Here is an 18970-nt window from a genome sequence, read left to right on the forward strand (position 1 = left end):
GAGCGATAGGGTCTTCTCAAGACGTTCGGACTGCTGGAAGGAACGGGACGTGACCGAGCCGGCAGCGCTCGTGTTCGAGGAACGGCGATTCAGCCTGCCTCAGCTCGACGCCTTGGCCGACGGGCTGGCCGGGACCCTGACGAAAAGAGGTGTCGCCCCAGGTCAGCGGGTAGCGGTCATGGCATCCAACCGGCCGGAGTTTGTGGCCGCCTTGCTCGCGATCTGGCGGCTGGCCGCCACCGCGGTCCTCATCAGCCCCGCGTGGAAGCGCGACGAGGTCGACCACGCGCTCGCAATCACCGGCCCGGCGCACGCCGTCGGAGACCATCCCGAGCTGGCCGGCCTGATGCCGATGCTGCACCTGGACGAACCGATTCCCCCGGGAGCGCCGATACCCGGCTCGCCCCCGCCTCGCGCCGACGCCGTGCTGGTGTTCAGTTCCGGCACCACCGGTCTGCCCAAGGCCGTCCGCCACACCCACGCAGCGTTGGATGAGGCCGTGGGGCACTGGCGCACGGCGCTGCAGCTGACGCGACGCGACCGGATCCAGGTTGCCACGCCGCCGTCGCACATCCTCGGCCTGCTGAACATCCTCACCGCGCTGCGGACCGGCGCCCAGATGCGGCTGCACCGTCGATTCGACATCGATCGGATGCTGCAGCACATCGAAAAGGACCGCATCACAGTAGAAATGGCGGTCGCGCCGATCGCGCTGGCCATCGCGTCGCACCCCAAGCTCGAAACCTACGACCTGTCCTCGCTCCGCTTCATCATGTGGGGGGCGACGCCCGTCAGCCCCAGCGTCGCCGACACCGTGACCCGCCGGACCGGCGTTGGTTGGGTCCCCGCCTACGGCACCACGGAATTGCCTGTCATCGCATGTAATCCGCTGCAGGGGACCGGGCTTGACTCGGTGGGGCGTCCGGTGCCCGGGGTGGACCTGCGGGTGGTCTCGTTGGAGACCGGCCGGCCCGTCGGCCCGGGGGAGGTCGGCGAAATCCAGGCGCGGTCGATGTCGCTGATGGCCGGCTACCTGCCCGCCGAGGCGACCGCTGAGGCGATCCGTGACGGCTGGTATCGCACGGGGGACGTCGGCTGGCTCGACGGCGCCGGTTGGCTGCGGATCACCGACCGTCTCAAAGAGATGATCAAAGTGCGCGGTTTCCAGGTCGCGCCGGCCGAAATCGAGACGGTGCTGCACGGCCATCCGGCCGTCAAAGACTGCGCGGTGTTCGGTGTTCCCGACGGCATCAACGGTGAGGCGATCGTTGCCGCCGTCGCGGCGCGCGCGCCGGTCGACCCATCCGACCTGACCGCCCGGGTGGACGAGAAGCTAGCGTCCTACAAACACCTGAGCCACATCGTGTTCGTTGACGATATACCGCGCCTGCCCTCGGGAAAGGTGCTGCGCCGAGTTCTCAAGGAGTCCTATGGATGTACGTCTGACAGCTGAACAGCGGCAGCTCCGCGACGCCGCCGCCAAGCTGGCCGACGATCTCGGGCCCGGCGCGGTACAGGATCTCGACGACGACGCTCGAATCGCCCGCCTGGACAAGCAGATTGAGCTGACTGGCTGGCGGGAGCTGCGATCGGACGGTGCTTCCGGCGTCGAAGTGGCCATCGTCGCGGAGGAATTCGGGCGCCGACTGGTCGACGTACCCTTCCTCGGGCCGGTGCTGGCCGACGATCTGGCCCGGCATATCGGTGCCGAGAGCGGGGGCTTGACCGTCGCGGTGGACGACCGGGTGATCGACGCCCGCGGCGCGCAGCGCGCACTGTCGCTCTCCGGCGGCACGGTCGTTGCGGCGGACATCGGCTCCATTCGCGCCGGCGCCGACCTGACCCGTGCCGAGGCGAACATCGTGGGATCGCCGATGACTCTGGGCGAGGTGGCTTCCGATGTGGCCGCGCGGTGGCTGGCTCTCGCGCTGGTCACCACGTCGGCGGATCTGGTCGGCATCGCACGGGGCGCGCACGCGGTCGCGTGCGACTATGCGAAAATTCGCGAACAGTATGGCAAAACGATCGGATCGTATCAGGCCATCGCACACCTGTTGGCCGAAAGCCTTGCGCTGATTGAAGGTTCGGTGAGCGTGTTGCGCCATGCCGCGTGGGCGGTGGACGAACTAATGCCGGCCGAGGCCGTTCGGGCCGCCCAGGTCGCCAAGGTTTACTGCGCGCGCGCTACGCGCACCGTCTGCGAGACAGCCGTGCAGGTGCACGGCGGCATCGGGAATACCTGGGAATGCATCGCCCACGTCTACCTGCGCCGTGCGCTGACATCGACCGAACTGTGGCCCGTGACGCTGAAGGGGATCGACTTTGGACTTTCGTGATTCGCCCGACGAGGCCGCCTTCCGGGAGCGCCTGCGCACCTGGCTGGCGACGCATGCCAAGGAATTTGCCGGGTCGGGTGACGAATATTGGGAGCGCATGGCCGAGTGGCACCGGGCCCTATACGACAACGGCTTTTTCGGCCTGTCCTGGCCCCGTGACTACGGTGGCCAGGAGCTGCCGCCGGTGTACGACGTCATCGTCGATGAGGAGTTGGTGCGCGCCGGCGCTCCGCTCCGTCCCAGCGTGGGATACCTGGTTTTCGGCGTCGGGCGCCACGGAAGTGACGAGCTGCGGAAACGCTTCCTGCCCGGCATCATCAACGGCACCGAGCGGTGGTGCCAGGGCTTCAGCGAACCCGGCGCCGGCTCCGATCTGGCATCGCTGACCACCTCCGCCACCCGCGAAGGCGACACCTATGTGGTGCACGGACACAAGATTTGGACGAGCTACTCCGACGTCGCGGATTGGTGTCTGCTGCTGGCCCGCACCGACCCGGAGGCCAAACGCCATCGGGGCCTGTCGGCGTTTGTGCTCGACATGAAACAGCCTGGCGTGCAACAGCGTCCGTTGCGCATGATGAACGGAGTCACCAACGAATTCGGCCAGGTGTTCTTCGACGGCGCCACGGTACCGGCGGACCGGATGGTCGGTGCCCCCGGCGAAGGATGGGCCGTCGCCATGACCGTCGTCGGGCACGAGCGCGAGCCATCCACTCTCGGCTACGCCGCCCGATACGGCAAACTCGTCCGAAACCTGTTCGCGCACTGGGATGATCACGAAGGGGCGGTTCCCGAAGAGCTCGCCTGGGCGGCGGTCGAGTCGGAGATGCTGACACACCACGTCCGGCGGCGCCTGTCCGAGCAGTTGGACGGGGTCTCCCACGGCCCGGAAGGATCGCTCGACAAGCTGCTGATGACCTGGGTCGAGCAATCGGTGGGGCACGCCGCGCTGGCGGTCAGCGGGACCCGCGATCCGGACCTGCTCAGCGTCTATCTGTACAGTCGCGCGCAGAGCGTGATGGGCGGGACGTCACAGATACAGAAGAACATCATCGCCTCGCGAATCTTGGGATTGGGAGTCTGAATGTACGACATGCCAGCCGAAATCGACGTCCGCGCCGACGGGGCGTTGCGGATCATCACCCTGAACCGCCCAGATGACCTCAACGCGGTCAATGACAACCTCCACGTCGGACTCGCGCGGCTATGGCAGCGAATGAGCGACGATCCCGCTGCCCGCGCGGCCGTGCTGACCGGCAGCGGCAAAGCATTTTCGGCCGGCGGAGATTTCTCGTATCTTGCCGAGCTTTCCCAAGACGCCGATCTGCGCGCCAAGACCATCCGAGACGGACGCGAGATCGTGCTCGGCATGGCGCGCTGCCGAATTCCCGTGGTGGCGGCCGTCAATGGGCCGGCCGTCGGGCTCGGCTGCAGCCTGGTCGCACTGAGCGACATCGTCTACATCGCCGAAGACGCCTTTCTCGCCGACCCGCACGTGCAGGTGGGCCTGGTGGCCGCCGACGGCGGACCGCTGACCTGGCCACTGCACATCAGCCTGCTGCTGGCCAAGGAATACGCGCTGACCGGCACCCGCATCAGCGCGCGGCGCGCCGTCGAACTGGGACTGGCCAACCACGTGGCACTCGACCCCGTTGCCGAGGCAATCGCCTGCGCCAAAAAGATTCTGGACTTGCCCCAGCAAGCCGTCGAGAGCACCAAGCGGGTGCTAAACATTCATTTGGAGCGCGCGGTCCTCGCCAGCCTGGACTACGCGCTTTCGGCCGAGCACCTGTCGTTCATGACCGAGGATTTCCGGTCGATTGTCGCCAAGCTGAATGCGGGTAGGAACTGACTCCACAACCGCGAGCGTAACGGCACGGCGAATTTCCGCCCGGTTTTCGCCGTGGCGTTACGCTCGCGATCAGTCGTGTTGCTGTAGGAAGTCTCGCACCACCTGATCGAACTTCTCGGGTTCCTCGATGAACGGCATGTGAGCGCTCGACTCGAACAGCTCGAACCGCGAACCCGATATGCGCCGGTGCATTTCCCACATGTGTTCCGGCACGCATTCGTCGAACCTGCCCGCGAGAACCAGCGTCGGCAAGGCGATCTCGGCTAACCGGTCGAACACATCCCAGCTTCGGATGGTCCCGACGATGTGAAAGTCGCTCGGGCCGAACATGGTCTCGAAAATCTCGGTGCCCATGGTCCGGAACGCATCCTCGAGTTCCCTGGGCCAGGGGCACACGCGGCACAGATAGGTTTCGTTCCAGGTGCGGATGGCGGCCTGGTATTCGGCCGAATAGGTTGTGCCGGCTGCTTCGTGACGGTCAATAGCGGCTTGGGTTGCCGGGTCCAGCTCGGATTTCAAGCGCGCCACCATGTTCGAGAACTCGGGTATCGACGCGATGCTGTTCGAGATGGTCAGGCTGGCGGCCCCCGATGTCACATCGAGCGCATACTGCTGCGCCAGCATCCCGCCCCACGAATTGCCGAAGATATGGAAGTGGTTCAGGCCCAGGCCCTTTACCACGGCGTCCATCTCGGCAACCGAACGCTCCATCGTCCAAAGCTCGGCATCGGATGGACATTCGGAATTCCCGCAGCCGAGCTGATCCCAGAAGATGACCTCTCGTTCGTCGGCCAACCGCCCCAGGGAGCTCAAGTAGTTGTGCGGCAAACCGGGCCCGCCGTGAATGACGAGCAGCGGAAGACCGGCCCCGCCACCGACGCGCCTGTACCAAACGTTTCCGCCGGGGACCGCGATCGCGCCCTGAGTCATGCACCCACCATGACAAATCCGCGCCATTCCTGCTTGACGAGCAGACGCAAAATCGCACGATTTGCCGCGGCTACGTGCGCTTCTGCGTCTGCTCGCGAGCGGGTGGTGCCCACCTTGCGAGCGATGCCCTCCTTGCAACTCATACTCTCGAAATGAGAGAATAGCGTTCTCGTGAATGTGCGGCCGGATTTGGCCGCGTCGAGCTTGCCGACCTGGAGAAGACCCGTGCCTGAAGCTGTCATCGTGTCCGCCCTGCGCACCCCCATCGGCACCGCCCGCAAAGGGACGCTGCGCGACACCAGCGCATTCGACCTCGCCCACCACGTGGTCAGCGAGGCGGCGAAGGAGCTGGACCCGGCGCAGGTCGACGACGTGATCCTGGGTGAGGGTCTCTACGGCGGCGGCGTGGTCGCCAGGCACGCGGCCATCACGGCAGGCCTGCCCCAGGTGCCGGGTCTAGCCAACAATCGGCACTGCGCGGCGGGTCAGGCGGCGGTGCAGAGCGCGGCGGCAAGCGTGCGGGCCGGGATGGATCAGCTCGTCATCGCCGGCGGCGTGAACTCGGCATCCACCTCACCGCGATCGCGAATGCAGGTCGACGGGGAATGGGTGGACTGGTTCCCGCCGACCCACCCGGACCGTCCCGACGCACCGAACCTCGACATGTCGATCACCGTGGGTTGGAACGCCGCGGTCAAGGCGGGCGTGAGTCGTGAGGAGATGGACGCGTGGGCGCTGCGGTCACACCGCAACGCGGTCGCGGCGATCGACCAGGGGCGCTTCAAGGAGGAGGTCGTTGCGATCGAGACGCCGCACGGGCTGTTCTCCGTCGACGAGCACCCGCGCCGCGACACCACCATCGAGAAGCTGGCCGCACTCAAGCCGCTGCACCCGGAGATCGAGGGCTTCTCGATCACCGCCGGCAACGCCTGCGGCGCCAACGACGGCGCGGCGGCACTGACCATCGCGAGCGACACGCTGGGCCTGCCCGCCCTGGCCACCGTGCGGTCCTGGGCCTCCGTCGGCGTCGATCCGGCCATCACCGGTCTTGCGCCCGTCGAAGCCATACCGAAAGCGCTTGCCCGCGCCGGGCTTTCGATCTCGGACGTGGACCTGTTCGAAATCAACGAGGCCTTCGCGGCGATGTGCGTGGCCACCATCAAACTGCTCGACCTAGATCCCGACAAGGTCAACGTCAGCGGCAGCGGCTGCTCGCTGGGACACCCCGTTGCGGCAACGGGGGCCCGGATGCTGGTCACCCTGGTGCACGAATTGCGCCGCCGCGGTGGCGGAATAGCCGTTGCGGCCATGTGTGCCGGCGGCGGAATGGGTTCCGCGACGGTCATCGAGGTCGCTGCGCCATAATGCGCACATGAGGATCGCCGACCTGATCGCGGGAGCGCGCAACGGATCTCCGCGCGCGGCGGGTCGGCTGCTCAGCCTCGTCGAAGGCGAACGGCGCGACGAGGTGCTGGCGAGCATCGGACCCGCAACCGCGCTCAAGGTCCGCGTTATCGGCATCACCGGACCACCGGGCGCGGGCAAGTCGACGACGATCGGCGCCCTGGTCGGCGCCTACCGCGAACGCGGGTGCCGGGTGGCCGTGCTGGCGGTGGACCCGTCGTCGCCGTTCAGCGGCGGTGCCCTGCTCGGTGACCGAATCCGAATGACCGCGCATATCAACGACTCCGACGTACTGATCCGTTCGGTGGCGACGCGCGGTCACATCGGGGGTCTGGCCGCTGCGGTTCCCGCGGCCATCCGCCTGCTGGGCGCGATCGGTTATGACGTGGTGCTGCTGGAGACCGTTGGCGTGGGGCAGTCGGAGATCGAGATCGCCGCCATCGCCGACCCGACCATCGTCATACTCAATCCGGGGGCGGGGGACGCGGTGCAGGCGGCCAAGGCGGGTGTGCTCGAAGTCGCCGACATCGTGGCGGTCAACAAGGCCGACCGGGAGGGTGCCGAACGGACCGTGCGGGATCTGCGCGCCGAGACCAACGCCCCGATCGTCAGTCTCATCGCCGCCAGGGGCGAGGGCGTTGCGGATCTGGTCACCGCCATCGACGATCACCACCGCACCGACAGCCGGGGGCGCCGGTTGGCGCGGGCCCGAGCACAGATCCTGTCGATGGCGCAAACTCGGCTGCGGACCCAGCCGGATCTCGACCGGCTCGCCGAGGCGGTGATCGACGGCCACGACGATCCGTACACCGCGGCCGAAAAGCTGCTGTCTCCCAGGTCCGAGTAGACAACCGAACGAGCTGCGGCTCGCGTCGGCAGCCCCGTTCGGCTCTAGTCTTGATTTGCCCCATATCAATGTGTTGCATGAACATATGACACGTTCCGCCGACGAGCTGGTAACCGAATTCTGCAAACGATGGGCAGCGCCCGATCCGGACGAGCTAGCGGGTTACTTCACCGAAGACGCCGTCTACCACAACATCCCCATGGCGCCGGTGCAAGGGCGCGAAGCGATAAAGGAATTCATCGCAGGGTTTCTCGCCGCGTTCGACGGCATCGACTTCAACGTGCACCGGCAGGTCGGCGACGGAGGATTGATTATGAACGAGCGCACGGACGTGATGCGCCGCAAGGACGGCGGGACAATCCCTTTGCCTGTGATGGGCGTCTTCGAGGTGCAGAACGACCGGATCGTCGCCTGGCGCGACTACTTCGATATGGCGACCATTACCAGCGCCTTCAGCTAGCCGTCCGAGCAACTCGACCGCCGCCCATAAGTTTTTCGCGCCGAAATGGAGCCCTGCGCGTATCCATGCCCTTGATCGCTGATGAGTAGGCGGTAGCCGGCGTCAAACTGCTCTTGCTCAAGCAGGTCTAGATGCCGTCGATGCCATAGTCCGGAGCGCATGTCGCCGGCAAGCCGGGTCAAGCCCTCGGTGAGGGCGGCTTCACCCGCATAAGCCAGCATCGAGATGCCCTTACGAACGGTGGGGTCGAGGTAGGCCTCCGGGCGTCGCCAATAGGCGGCACCGAACCCGTCGGTGCAGTCGTGCGGCACAGGGACCGTCTGTATCTGCGCGCCTCCCAATAGCTCGACAAGTTGGTCGACCGGTACGTACAGCGCGTCGTTAATTCGAGCGGCGTCGGGCAAGTATTCCCGCAGCAGCCAGAAGCTATTCAGCACCGTTTGATCCCAGGTCAAGATCGCAATCCTGTAGCGGGTGACTCGACGCAGCTGGTCGATCCCGGCGGCGACGTTTCTCCAATGGTGCACGGTCAAAATTGCCATCGCTGCGTCAACGCACTTGTCCCGCAACGGCAAAGCCTCTGCGACGGCCCGTACACATGGGGCCGATCCAGGTGGGCGCTGGGCGATCATCACCATGCTGGGCTCGACAGCGGCGACGGTCTGGGCCGGTTCGTAGGAACCAGCGCCGGCCCCGACGTCGACTACGGTGCCCATCGCGGAGAGCGCGGCGTGAATCTGGGAAGCGATCCGCGCATCGGGCCGGCGCGTCATGACATACCCAATGCCGATCCGATCGTAGGCAACCATCCATTCAGCATGACGCAGCGCGCGCCGGATCTCGACACGCAAGCCTGGCCCCACAGAGAGCTGCGGAAAGCAAAACGGCCGCACATGACTCTCGCTGCCTTGTTGATCAGGCGCACCAGACCTGTTGGGCAACGCGATAGAAGTTCCCGCCAAGGACGGCTTGGATGTCGGAAGTGCTCCACCCTCGCCGACGGAGGTGGTCATCGAGCCTCACGAAGGCCTCGGGCGGCATCCACTGGATGGGTCCCCAACGGGTATAGCCGTCGTCAAACAAGCGAGGATTGCGCACGACCTCGTCGACGAAATCGGCACAATCGAACGAGAAGTCGGTGCTGACGCCGACGTGGTCAATGCCGACGAGCTCGACGGCGTACTCAAGGTGTCGCCCTCGAGGGTGGGGGTGTTGGGCCCGAGGAAAATGCCGACACCCGTGATCCCGATGACGCCGCCGGTGGTGGCGCAGGCCCGGGCCTGGTCATCGGTGATGTTGCGCGGGTGATCCCAGACCGCGCGTATGCAGGAGTGGCTGTAAATGACTGGGCCCGTTGAGACATCGCACATGGCGAGCCCGGTGCGGGCGCTGCAATGGGATCCGTCCGGCACGACGCCGACGCGGTTCATTTCGGAGACGAGTGAACGGCCCCACGCGGTAAGGCCACCATCCGCAACGTCCAGGCAGCCGCTGCCGGCGCGGTTGGCATGGTTGTAGGTAGGCAGTAGCGTGCGCACACCGAGGCCCATCAACGCCGCCAGATTGTTGAGATCACCGTCGAGGGGAGCGGAATCTTCCAGGTCGAACGCAACCGCGATTCGGCCGGCGCGGCTGATCGCCTCGACATCAGTGAGATTGGCCGCCAACTCCAGGTCTGGGTGGACATTGACCGCGGCATGGTAGTGCCGCAGCAGCGCCACCGTGTCGTTGAAGGTGTGGGGCGCGTACCCGGCGTTGACCGACAGGAATGCGCCGCCGCCGCGCCGGTACCGGGTCAGCGGTTCGACTTCGGCGTCGGTATGTAGCGGCAGACAGGTGTGCTGGTCCCACAGGAGTGACATGGTGAATACCTTTACCGCAGTCTACTAGAGGTCCACGGATTTCCCGGGGCGGCCGCGGTAGTCGAAAACCATTGCCGGCCGACGGTTCCCCGGAGCCGACCCAACCGTCGTCGTCCTCAATCCGGGCGCAGGCGATGCGGTGCGGGCCGCTTGCCCGGTTAGGGACTAGGGACTTATCGCAGTCTCCACCGACATCGATTATCCGATCCGTAATGAGATCGACCCGATGGTCGATGCGATGGCGCGGCCCTCTGGGCGAGGGTCACATCGGTCTCGCGTCGCATCGGGACCGACCGCGGCCTGCTACTGCAGGTCGGCGGATTTCCCGGTGGCGGCCGCATGACCGGCGCGGTAGCCGAAAACCATTGCGGGACCGATGGTGCCACCGGCCCCGCCGTAGGCCCGTCCGGTGGGGCCGGCCATCGCGTTACCCGCGGCGAACAGTCCCGGTATCGGCTCCCCGCTGACATGCAGGACGCGGCCGTCCTGGTCGGTGCGCGGTCCCCCCTTGGTGCCCATCGAGCCGATGCGCACCGGCACCGCGTAATAGGGGGCTGTGTCGATGGGACCGAGGGTCTTTCCGGCGAGCGTGGTGGCACTGTCGTCACCCCAGTAGCCGTCGTACGCGCTGGAACCGCGCCCGAAGTCAGGATCCGCGCCCGCGGCGACGTGACAGTTCCAGTCATGGAGGGTGCGGGTGAGGCCGTGGGCGTCGATGCCGGTCTTGGCGGCCAACTCAGCGAGGTCCGCCGACTCGCAGAACCAGTCCGGAGCGGATTGTCCGGGTGCGACACCGAGAAATCCATAGCGCTGCAAGTGGATTGAATCGAACACCATCCAGCCGCGATCGTTGACATAGCCGCCGCGGGGATCGAGATACTGGAAGGCGCCGGCCATCGAGTTGTAATCGCACGCCTCGTTGACGAAGCGCTTCCCGGCCGCGTTGACGATGATGCTCCTCGGCCGAGTTCGTTCCAGGCGGACACTGCGGCTGCGCTGCCTGCCCTCGATGGTGTCGTCCGGGATCTGGACGATCGGCACCCACCACGCTTCGCCCATGTTGGCCAGATCCGCGCCCTGTGCCATCGCCATGCGCAGCCCGTCGCCGGTGTTGTACGGCGGGGAGACCGCGCCGTGCATGGGACCCCGCAGAAAGGCCTGCGCCAGAACGGGATCCCATTCGAAGCCGCCGGTCCCGAGGATGACTCCGCGGCGAGCGCGCACGTCGATGCCCCGACCGGGCAGCGCGATTCGTACCCCGGCAATTTCGCCGGCCTCGGTGATCAGTCGTACGGCCCGCGCGTTCAGCTGCGGAGTCACACCGGCATCCAGCAGACCCTTGAGCAGGCCGGCGATCAGGGCGGTGCCGGCCACGCAAAGATGGCCGCTTCGTTCGTCTATCGCCGCGTGCAGGCGGGCTCTGGTCTCGGCATCGAAACCGACGTTGGACCAGTCGGCGGGAAACGACGTGATACGCGTGCCCCATTCGCCCAATTCGGTGAGGTCAAAGGGAACCGGGCTCTGTGACCGGCCCCCGGTCGGCCGTCCGCCCGGCAATTCCGGCCGGTAATCGGGGAATCCGGTCGCGATCTCGAAGCGCACGCCGCTGTGGGCCTCGACGAAATCGAGCATCGCCGGGCCGGTACGCACGAAGGTCTCGACCAGGGCGTCGTCCATCGAACCCAGGGACTGCGCGCGCAGGTACCGCAACGCGTCGGCAGGCGTCAATTCCCCCTCGGGAGAACGGTTGTGGGCGGGGATCCAGGCGATGCCACCCGACACCGCGGTGGTGCCCCCGACGGTGGGGGCCTTCTCGAAGACCTCCACCGAGGCGCCGGCGACCGCCGCGGTCAGTGCGGCGGTGAGCGCGGCGCCGCCGCTACCCAGGACGACGACGTCGACTTCGTGGTCCCAAGACATGGACGGGTATCCCTTCAGCTCAGTGGCTAACTCAGTAGGTCCGCCAACTGCTTTGCGGCCCTGAGGGCCGAGTCCTTGCCGCGCATCACCACGTCTTCTCGGTGGGAGATGAGGTTGATGCATGTTGGCGGGGACGGCGCCCGGCGGCGGACCGCCACGGCCAGGCCATAGGTATTCGGTTCGATCTCCCCGTACGTCATCACCCAGCCGCGTTCGCGGGCGCGGGCGACCAGGTCTCGTTCGCCGGGGCGCGGCGGCATGCTCGCGAGCAAGGCGATCCCGGCCGCGCCGCGGTCAAGCGGGTAGCGGCTGCCCTCGTGAAAGGAGAGTTGGTAGGCGACATGGCTGGGCACGATCACCGCGATCGCGACCTGTTGGTCGCCCTCGGCGATGAGCAACGACACGGTGGCGCCGAGCTCGTCGGCAAGCGCGCGCAGTGTCGGAAGGCTCAGTTGGCGCACGTTGCGGTCGAACGACGCGCCAAGCACGGCGAGGCCGGATGCGGGGCGGTAGCGCCCGTCTTCTCCTTTGGCCACCAACCGGAATTGGGCCAACGTGGAAAGCAATCGATAGGCGATGGTGCGATGCACGCCGACTTGGTCGGCGAGATGTTGCACGGTCAGTCCGTTCGGGGAGTCGGCCACCATTTGCAGCGCGGTGAGGCCCCTGGCCAGCGTCTGAGAGCCCGCCCCAGATGCCGTCATGGCCTTGACAGACCTAAACGCGAGAGCCAAGCTCTATATATAACGCACATTAGTGTGCGATATTAGCACGGGGTCATATCCAAAGACGAGATCGTAAGTCAAAAACGAGAAGCAAGATTCTTACCGTCTGGAGGCCGCAGAGGAACCGTGGCGGAGTTCGAGAGCATCTGGAGCGATCTCCAGGGCGTTGCGTTTGAGCAGGGCTACCTCGAGGCGGCGGGAGTGCGGACTCGCTACCTGCGCGCCGGCGATCCCGGCAAGCCGGTGCTGGTGCTGTTGCACGGATCGGGCGGCCACGCCGAGGCCTACGTCCGCAACTTGGCCGCGCACGGGGAGCATTTCTGGACCTGGTCGATCGACATGCTGGGCCACGGCTACACCGAGAAGCCGGGGCACCCGCTGGAGGTTCGCCATTATGTCGAGCACTTGATGGCCGTGCTGCGCACCATTGGCGTTGATCGCGCCTGCCTCAGCGGCGAATCGTTGGGGGGCTGGGTGGCCGCACGCGCCGCCGTCGACCATCCCGACGTGGTCGACCGACTGGTCCTCAACACCGCCGGCGGCTCCCAGGCCGATCCGGTGGTGATGCAGCGGATCATCACGCTGTCGATGGCGGCGGCCGAGAACCCGACCTGGGAAATGGTCCAAGCGCGGATCAAATGGTTGATGGCAGACAAGTCCAGGGATTACGACGACCTGGTCGCCAGCCGCCAACGGGTTTACCGGCAACAGGGATTCGTCGATGCCATGCGCGACATCATGGCGTTGCAGGATACGGAGATTCGGGCGCGCAACCTTCTCGGGCCGGACGAATACGGCGCCATCGCCGCCCCGACGCTGGTGCTGTGGACGAGTGACGACCCGACTGCCGACGTGACCGAGGGCCGCCGGATCGCGTCGATGATTCCCAACGCGCGCTTCGAGGTGATGCCGGGCTGCGGTCACTGGCCGCAGTACGAGGACGCCAAGACCTTCAATCGCCTGCATCTCGATTTCCTGCTGGGCCGGTGATGGGCGGCGACGGGCAGCACCTGGATTTCGACGTAGTAGTCGTCGGCGCGGGCCCGGTCGGGTTGACTTTGGCCAATATCCTTGGGCTGCGGGGTGTTCGGACGCTGGTGGTCGACGAGCGCGACAGCCTCATCGACTATCCCCGCGGGGTCGGCCTTGACGACGAGGCGTTGCGCACTTTTCAGTCGATCGGGCTGGTCGACCGGATTTTGCCCCACACCGTGCCCAATCAGATCTTGCGTTTCGTCGACGCCAAGCGTCGCGTGCTTGCCGAAATGGCCCCGCCGGATGCGCGTTTCGGCTGGCCTAAGCGCAATGGCTTCGTCCAGCCCCTCGTCGACGCCGAATTGCTGCGCGGTCTGGACAGGTTCTCCCACGTCGAGGTGCGGTGGAACCGCCCGATGACCTCGTGCGCGCAGGCCGACGACACGGTGACGGTCGAATGCGAAGGCGACACCTCCACGGTGTGCGCGCGCTACGTCGTCGGATGCGACGGCGGGCGCAGCATGACCCGTCAGATGATGGGGGTGTCCTTCGACGGGACGACGTCATCGACGCGGTGGCTGGTGGTTGACGTCGCCAACGATCCCCTGGGCCACCCGAACAGCGAGGTCGGTGCCGATCCGGAACGCCCGTACGCCTCGATCTCGATCGCGCACGGAATTCGCCGGTTCGAGTTCATGATTCACGCCGACGAGACCGACGAGCAGGCCGAGGATCCGGCGTTTCTGACGCGGATGCTGGCGCGGATGGTGCCGCACCCCGACCGGGTCGACGTTATCCGGCGGCGGGTCTACACCCACCACTCGCGGATCGCCGGCGCGTTCCGCAGTGGCCGGCTGCTGCTGGCCGGAGACGCGGCCCACCTGATGCCGGTATGGCAGGGACAGGGGTACAACAGCGGCATCCGGGACGCGGCCAACCTGGGCTGGAAGCTCGCGGCGGTGGTGACCGGGCGGGCAGGCGACCGGTTGTTGGACACCTACGACATCGAGCGGCGCAAGCACGCCCGGGCGATGATCGACCTTTCCACCATGGTCGGCCGGGTGATCTCACCGACCGACCGCAGGATTGCCACCGCGCGCGACCTCCTCGTGCGGTCGGCGTCGATTGTGCCCTCGCTCAAGCGATATGTGCTGGAAATGCGATTCAAGCCGATGCCGCGCTACGAGCAGGGCGCCGTCGTGCACACGGCGGGCCCCAAGAAACCGGGCCGCGCTGACTCGCCGGTGGGCACGCTGTTCATCCAGCCCCGGGTCGATACCCGCACCGAGTGCGACGTGCTGTTGGACGACGTGCTGGGCGATTGGTTCGCCGTGCTGTGCTGGAACAACAACCCGCGGAAAATCCTCGGCGACGAGGCGTTCGCCAGCTGGAAAGCCCTGGGCGCGCGCTTTATTGCGCTGCGGCCCGTGACGCAGCTGCACTGGGCCGGCCACGACGATCCCGACGTGGTGGTCGTCGGTGATCGCGGGGGCGACGTCAAATCCTGGTTCGACGCCCATCAGGAATCGGTGCTGTTCTTGCGGCCCGATCGCTGCGTCGCGGGCGCCTGCATCGCTCAGCTCGCGCCGGAGCTGAGCGCCTCGCTGCTCGACGCCCTCACCCTCACGCCGGGAGGGGGTGATCTTCAAAGTGGCACTGGCTCTGTGCTGTATGTCGCACAGCCCGCTCCTGAATCTTCCGGGGCCGTCGCGGGACCTGCTTGACGACATCGAAGGCGCCATCGCGCGGGCACGTGACTTCGTCGAAGATTACGGCCCGGAACTCGTCGTCACCTTCTCACCGGACCATTACAACGGGTTCTTCTACAAGGTGATGCCGCCGTTCTGCATCGGCATGCGCGCCAACGGTGTTGGCGATTACGGCACCCACGCCGGCCCGCTCGACGTCCCCGAGGACCTCGCGGCCGACTGCGCGAAAGCCATCCTTGGCGCCGGCGTCGACGTCGCGGTGTCGGCCGGCATGGACGTCGACCACGGCACCGTGCAGCCGCTGGAGAAGCTCTTCGGCAAGGCCACCTCGCGGCCGGTGATACCCATCTTCGTCAACGCGATCGGCGTGCCGCTGGGACCGTTGCACCGTTGCCGCGCGTTGGGTTCCGCCGTCGGCGGCTATCTGGCCGGACTGGACAAGCGGGTCCTGGTGATAGGCTCCGGTGGGCTCTCCCACAGCCCGCCGGTGCCGACGTTGGCGACCGCACCCCCGGCGGTGCTGGAGCGGATCGTGGACGGCCGGCCGATGACGTCCGACCAGCGGCAAGCGCGGCAGGCGGCCGTGATCGACGCGGCCAAGAACTTCGCCGACGGACAAAGCGAGCTGCAACCCCTCAACCCGGCGTGGGACCACCGATTCCTCGAAATCATCGACGACGGAAAGCTGGCCGACCTCGATCAGTGGTCCAACTCGTTCGTCACTTACGAGGGCGGCAGCTCGGCGCACGAAATCAGGACTTGGGTCGCAGCTTTCGCGGCGCTGGAAACCGCGGGGCCATACCAGACCGCGGTGCGCTACTACAAACCGGCCGCCGAGTTGATCGCCGGCTTCGCCATCCGAACGGCAGTGACGAAATGACCACTGGCGCTCTTGAGCTAGGCGGCTTCGATCACGTCGTCGACGTGCTCATCGTCGGGTCCGGTGGTGGCGGTATGGCAGCAGCCCTGACGGCCCAGGCCTCCGGACTTGACGCGTTGGTGGTGGAAAAGTCCTCCTATTTCGGTGGTTCCACGGCCCTCTCGGGTGGCGGCATCTGGGTACCCGGGGCGCCCGCGCAACGCCGGGAGGGCTACACCCCCGCACCCGAGGGTGTCGTCGAATACCTGCTGAAGATCACCGACGGCTTGGTCAGCGAGGCACGGATACGGCAGTACGTCCAGTCCGCGCCGCAAATGCTCGAATTCCTCGAAAAACTCTCGGGGTGGCTCGAGTTCGTCTGGAAGCCCGGCTATGCCGACTACTACCCGGAGCTGCCCGGTGGCTCCGAACTCGGCAGCACGATCAATGTGCCGCCCATCGACCTGCGGAAGTTGGGCGATGACGAGCAGAGGTTGCTCAAGCCCCTGGCCCTTGCCCCGAAGGGAATCTGGCTGGGACCCAAGGAGCTTCGGACGTTCTACCGGATCCGGCAGTCATGGGCCGGCAAAGGCGTGCTGCTCAAACTGATCTCGCGGATGGTCAGGGCCAGGGTGTTCGGCGAGCGGATGGCGGCGATCGGACAGTCACTGGCGGCACGGCTCAGACTTGCCATGACCGAACGCGGCATCCCGCTATGGCTGGACTCGCCGATGGCGGAGTTGCTCACCGACTTGGACGGATCCGTGACGGGTGCGGTGGTGGAACGAGACGGCAGCAAGCAGCGGATCGGTGCGCGCCTGGGCGTCATCCTGGCGTCCGGGGGCTTCGACCACGACCTCGCCTGGCGCAAGGAGCAGCTGCCCGTGGTCGACCAGGACTGGAGCTTCGGCAATTCTGCCGCGAAGGGCGACGGCATTCGCGCGGGCCAAAAGGTCGGTGCCGCAACGGACTTACTCGATGAGGCCTGGTGGTTCCCGGCGATCCAGTGGCCGGACGGCCGCATGCAATTCATGCTCAACGAACGGATGATGCCGGCTCAATTCATCGTCAACGGCGACGGCAAGCGCTTCATCAACGAGGCGGCCCCCTACATGGATTTCGGTCACGCCATGATCGACGGACAGAAGTCCGGGGTTACCCATATCCCGTGCTGGCTCATCACCGATCACAGGTCTTGGAATCGCTATGTCGTGGCCGGGCACCTGCCGATACCGAAGATCCCGGGCGCGCCGGTCCCCACCGGTCGCAAGGTCCCGCCGGCCTGGCTGGAATCGGGTGTGGTCAAGGCGGCGATGAATTGGGACGAAATGGCCGGCAAGATCGGCGTTCCGGCAGGCCAGCTTTCAGAAACCGCCGGTCGTTTCAACGAACTCGCGCGCAAGGGTCACGACGACGATTTCAACCGCGGGGACAGCGTGTACGACAACTATTACGGCGATCCGACTCTGCCGAACCCCAACCTGTATCCGCTGGGCGAGCCGCCGTACTACGCGTTCCGCATCGTCCTCGGCGACCTCGGCACCTCGGGTGGCCTGTGCACCGACGAATACGCCCGGGTGCTTCGGCCCGACGACACCGTGGTGCGCGGACTGTACGCGGTGGGCAACAACGCCGCCGCAGTCATGGGCCGCAGCTATGCCGGCGCCGGGGCGACCATCGGCCCCGCCATGACGTTCGGCTTTGTCGCGGCGAAACATCTTGCGGCCCAAGCTGCCGACCGAACCCTTAACTCTCATGGGAGGTAGTAAATGAAAATCTCGCTGTTCTACGAGTTCGCCCTGCCGCGGCCCTGGGTGCCCGATGACGAACGGGTCTTGCTGCAGGAATGCCTCGATGAGGTGGAGGCCGCGGACAAGGCCGGGTTCTCCACCGTCTGGCTCACCGAGCACCACTTCCTCGAGGAGTACTGTCACTCCACCGCGCCGGAGATATTCCTGGCGGCGGCCAGCCAGCGGACCAAGAACATCAGGCTGGGATTCGGCATCATGCACCTCCCGCCGGCCGTCAATCACCCCGCGCGGGTGGCCGAACGCATCGCCACGCTGGACCTGCTGTCCAACGGGCGGGTCGAGTTCGGCACCGGCGAATCCTCTTCCGTCGGGGAACTCGGCGGATTCAACATCGATCCCGCCGACAAGCGCGCACAATGGGAAGAGGCCCTCGAGGTCGCGATCCGATGCATGATCGAGGAGCCGTTCACCGGCTTCGAAGGCCGGCACGTCCAGATGCCGGCCCGCAACGTCATTCCCAAGCCGATGCAGAAACCGCACCCACCGGTCTGGGTCGCCTGCACGCGGCCGGCCAGCGTGCAAATGGCCGCCCAAAAGGCCATTGGCGCCTTGAGTTTCGCCTACACCGGCCCCGGGCCGCTCACCGAGCGGGTCAACGGCTACTACAAGGAATTCGAGGAGAACGGCGTCCCGATCACACCGCAGATCAACCCGAACATCCTGGCCATCGGAGGTGACCTGTCGATGATGGTCGCCAAGACCGACGAACAGGCGCTCGAACGTCTCGGGCAGGGCGGCGGATTCTTCTCGTTCGGGATCATGCACTACTACATGACCGGTGTGCACACCCCGGGGCGGACCGGGGTCTGGACACGGTATCTCGAAGAGGTCGAGAAGGACCCGACGCTGGCCTACGGCCCCGGGCGCGGCGCCATCGGGTCTCCGGCCACGGTGCGCGAGTTCCTGCGCGGCTACGAAGACAGCGGCGTCGACGAGATCATCCTGCTGCTCAACCCGCGCAGCCACGAGGGCACCATGGAGTCCATCGAGCGCATGGGCAAGGAGGTGCTGCCCGAGTTCATCGAGCGTGACGAGAAGGCGGTGGCCGACAAGGCCAAGCGACTCGCGCCGATCATCGAGAGGGTCGAGTCGCGTCGGCCCGAGTCGACCGCACCGCAGTTCGACGAAAACTACGCCTTCGGTGGCTTGCCCACCGGCCGCGACAAGTTCACCGCCAGCGAGATCCCCGAAGCCATGGCGGAGATCAACGAGGGCCGCGTTCAGGCGGCGCAGCGCCTCAAGGAACAGCAGCGGGCAAAGGAGCAATAGGGCGCGAGCGA

General features: G+C 66.3%; 16 protein-coding genes and 1 pseudogene. 12 read left to right on the forward strand and 5 right to left on the reverse strand.

The genetic code is table 11. The features are described 5' to 3' along the window. Positions 1–49 precede the first annotated feature (49 nt). From JWP83_RS15480 to JWP83_RS15495, 4 genes are read left to right on the forward strand one after another with little or no spacing between them, the layout of a single operon-like run. The gene (locus JWP83_RS15480) at positions 50–1453 is read left to right on the forward strand and encodes a class I adenylate-forming enzyme family protein (RefSeq protein ID WP_297731425.1); all 1404 of its coding nucleotides are present in this window, start codon (positions 50–52) and stop codon (positions 1451–1453) included. Continuing rightward, positions 1431–2336 (forward strand): acyl-CoA dehydrogenase family protein, encoded by a 906-nt coding sequence (locus JWP83_RS15485; protein ID WP_297731428.1) that lies wholly within the window; start codon positions 1431–1433, stop codon positions 2334–2336. Before JWP83_RS15480 ends, JWP83_RS15485 begins: the two co-directional genes overlap by 23 nt. Then, positions 2323–3420, forward strand: coding sequence for an acyl-CoA dehydrogenase family protein (locus tag JWP83_RS15490; RefSeq protein WP_297731430.1), 1098 nt, complete (start codon positions 2323–2325; stop codon positions 3418–3420). Before JWP83_RS15485 ends, JWP83_RS15490 begins: the two co-directional genes overlap by 14 nt. After that, complete coding sequence (locus JWP83_RS15495) at positions 3421–4188, forward strand: enoyl-CoA hydratase/isomerase family protein (RefSeq protein ID WP_297731432.1); 768 nt, start codon at positions 3421–3423, stop codon at positions 4186–4188. It begins immediately after the preceding gene. 69 nt (positions 4189–4257) lie between these two features. Here JWP83_RS15495 and JWP83_RS15500 read toward each other — a convergent pair whose 3' ends face one another. Next, complete coding sequence (locus tag JWP83_RS15500; RefSeq protein ID WP_297731435.1) at positions 4258–5118, reverse strand: proline iminopeptidase-family hydrolase; 861 nt, start codon at positions 5116–5118, stop codon at positions 4258–4260. Between the two features lie 225 nt (positions 5119–5343). On the opposite strand from JWP83_RS15500, the gene JWP83_RS15505 reads away from it, so the two are divergent. The 3 genes from JWP83_RS15505 (at position 5344) to JWP83_RS15515 (ending at position 7829) form a co-directional block, all read left to right on the forward strand. After that, positions 5344–6483 carry a thiolase family protein gene (locus tag JWP83_RS15505; RefSeq protein WP_297731437.1) on the forward strand — a complete coding sequence of 380 codons (1140 nt, stop codon included), beginning with the start codon at positions 5344–5346 and terminating at the stop codon, positions 6481–6483. Positions 6484–6490: 7 nt separating this feature from the next. Next, entirely contained in the window at positions 6491–7369 is an 879-nt protein-coding gene (meaB, locus tag JWP83_RS15510) for a methylmalonyl Co-A mutase-associated GTPase MeaB (protein ID WP_297731439.1), read from the forward strand. An 85-nt stretch (positions 7370–7454) separates the two neighbouring features. Beyond that, positions 7455–7829 carry a limonene-1,2-epoxide hydrolase family protein gene (locus JWP83_RS15515; RefSeq protein WP_297731441.1) on the forward strand — a complete coding sequence of 125 codons (375 nt, stop codon included), beginning with the start codon at positions 7455–7457 and terminating at the stop codon, positions 7827–7829. On the opposite strand, the gene JWP83_RS15520 is transcribed toward JWP83_RS15515, so the two are convergent. From JWP83_RS15520 to JWP83_RS15535, 4 genes and pseudogenes are all read right to left on the reverse strand, one after another. Further along, positions 7826–8842, reverse strand: coding sequence for a methyltransferase domain-containing protein (locus tag JWP83_RS15520; RefSeq protein WP_297731443.1), 1017 nt, complete (start codon positions 8840–8842; stop codon positions 7826–7828). The two genes, JWP83_RS15515 and JWP83_RS15520, sit on opposite strands and share 4 nt — an antisense overlap. Next, positions 8745–9691: pseudogene (locus JWP83_RS15525) on the reverse strand (dipeptidase). Before JWP83_RS15525 ends, JWP83_RS15520 begins: the two are co-directional and overlap by 98 nt. A 303-nt stretch (positions 9692–9994) precedes the next feature. Next, on the reverse strand, positions 9995–11611 hold the full coding sequence (locus tag JWP83_RS15530) for an FAD-binding protein (protein WP_297731446.1): 1617 nt from the start codon (positions 11609–11611) through the stop codon (positions 9995–9997). A 26-nt stretch (positions 11612–11637) separates the two neighbouring features. Then, positions 11638–12315: a helix-turn-helix domain-containing protein gene (locus tag JWP83_RS15535; protein WP_297731449.1), complete on the reverse strand. Its 678-nt coding sequence runs from the start codon at positions 12313–12315 to the stop codon at positions 11638–11640. A 147-nt stretch (positions 12316–12462) separates the two neighbouring features. Between JWP83_RS15535 and JWP83_RS15540 the strand changes: the two genes are divergently transcribed. Genes JWP83_RS15540 through JWP83_RS15560 form a run of 5 tightly spaced genes read left to right on the forward strand, consistent with a single transcriptional unit; the run spans position 12463 to position 18959 of the window. Continuing rightward, complete coding sequence (locus JWP83_RS15540) at positions 12463–13326, forward strand: alpha/beta hydrolase (protein ID WP_297731451.1); 864 nt, start codon at positions 12463–12465, stop codon at positions 13324–13326. Next, complete coding sequence (locus JWP83_RS15545; protein ID WP_297731480.1) at positions 13326–15035, forward strand: bifunctional 3-(3-hydroxy-phenyl)propionate/3-hydroxycinnamic acid hydroxylase; 1710 nt, start codon at positions 13326–13328, stop codon at positions 15033–15035. The genes JWP83_RS15540 and JWP83_RS15545 overlap by 1 nt, the downstream gene beginning before the upstream one ends. Next, a complete protein-coding gene (locus JWP83_RS15550) occupies positions 14983–15900 on the forward strand; it encodes a 3-carboxyethylcatechol 2,3-dioxygenase (RefSeq protein WP_297731453.1) in 918 nt (305 codons plus the stop codon). Before JWP83_RS15545 ends, JWP83_RS15550 begins: the two co-directional genes overlap by 53 nt. Beyond that, entirely contained in the window at positions 15897–17645 is a 1749-nt protein-coding gene (locus JWP83_RS15555) for an FAD-binding protein (RefSeq protein WP_297731455.1), read from the forward strand. Before JWP83_RS15550 ends, JWP83_RS15555 begins: the two co-directional genes overlap by 4 nt. Before the next feature lie 3 nt (positions 17646–17648). Continuing rightward, on the forward strand, positions 17649–18959 hold the full coding sequence (locus tag JWP83_RS15560; protein ID WP_297731457.1) for an LLM class flavin-dependent oxidoreductase: 1311 nt from the start codon (positions 17649–17651) through the stop codon (positions 18957–18959). Positions 18960–18970 lie beyond the last annotated feature (11 nt).

Source organism: Mycobacterium sp. (assembly GCF_025965855.1).
Lineage (GTDB): Bacteria > Actinomycetota > Actinomycetes > Mycobacteriales > Mycobacteriaceae > Mycobacterium.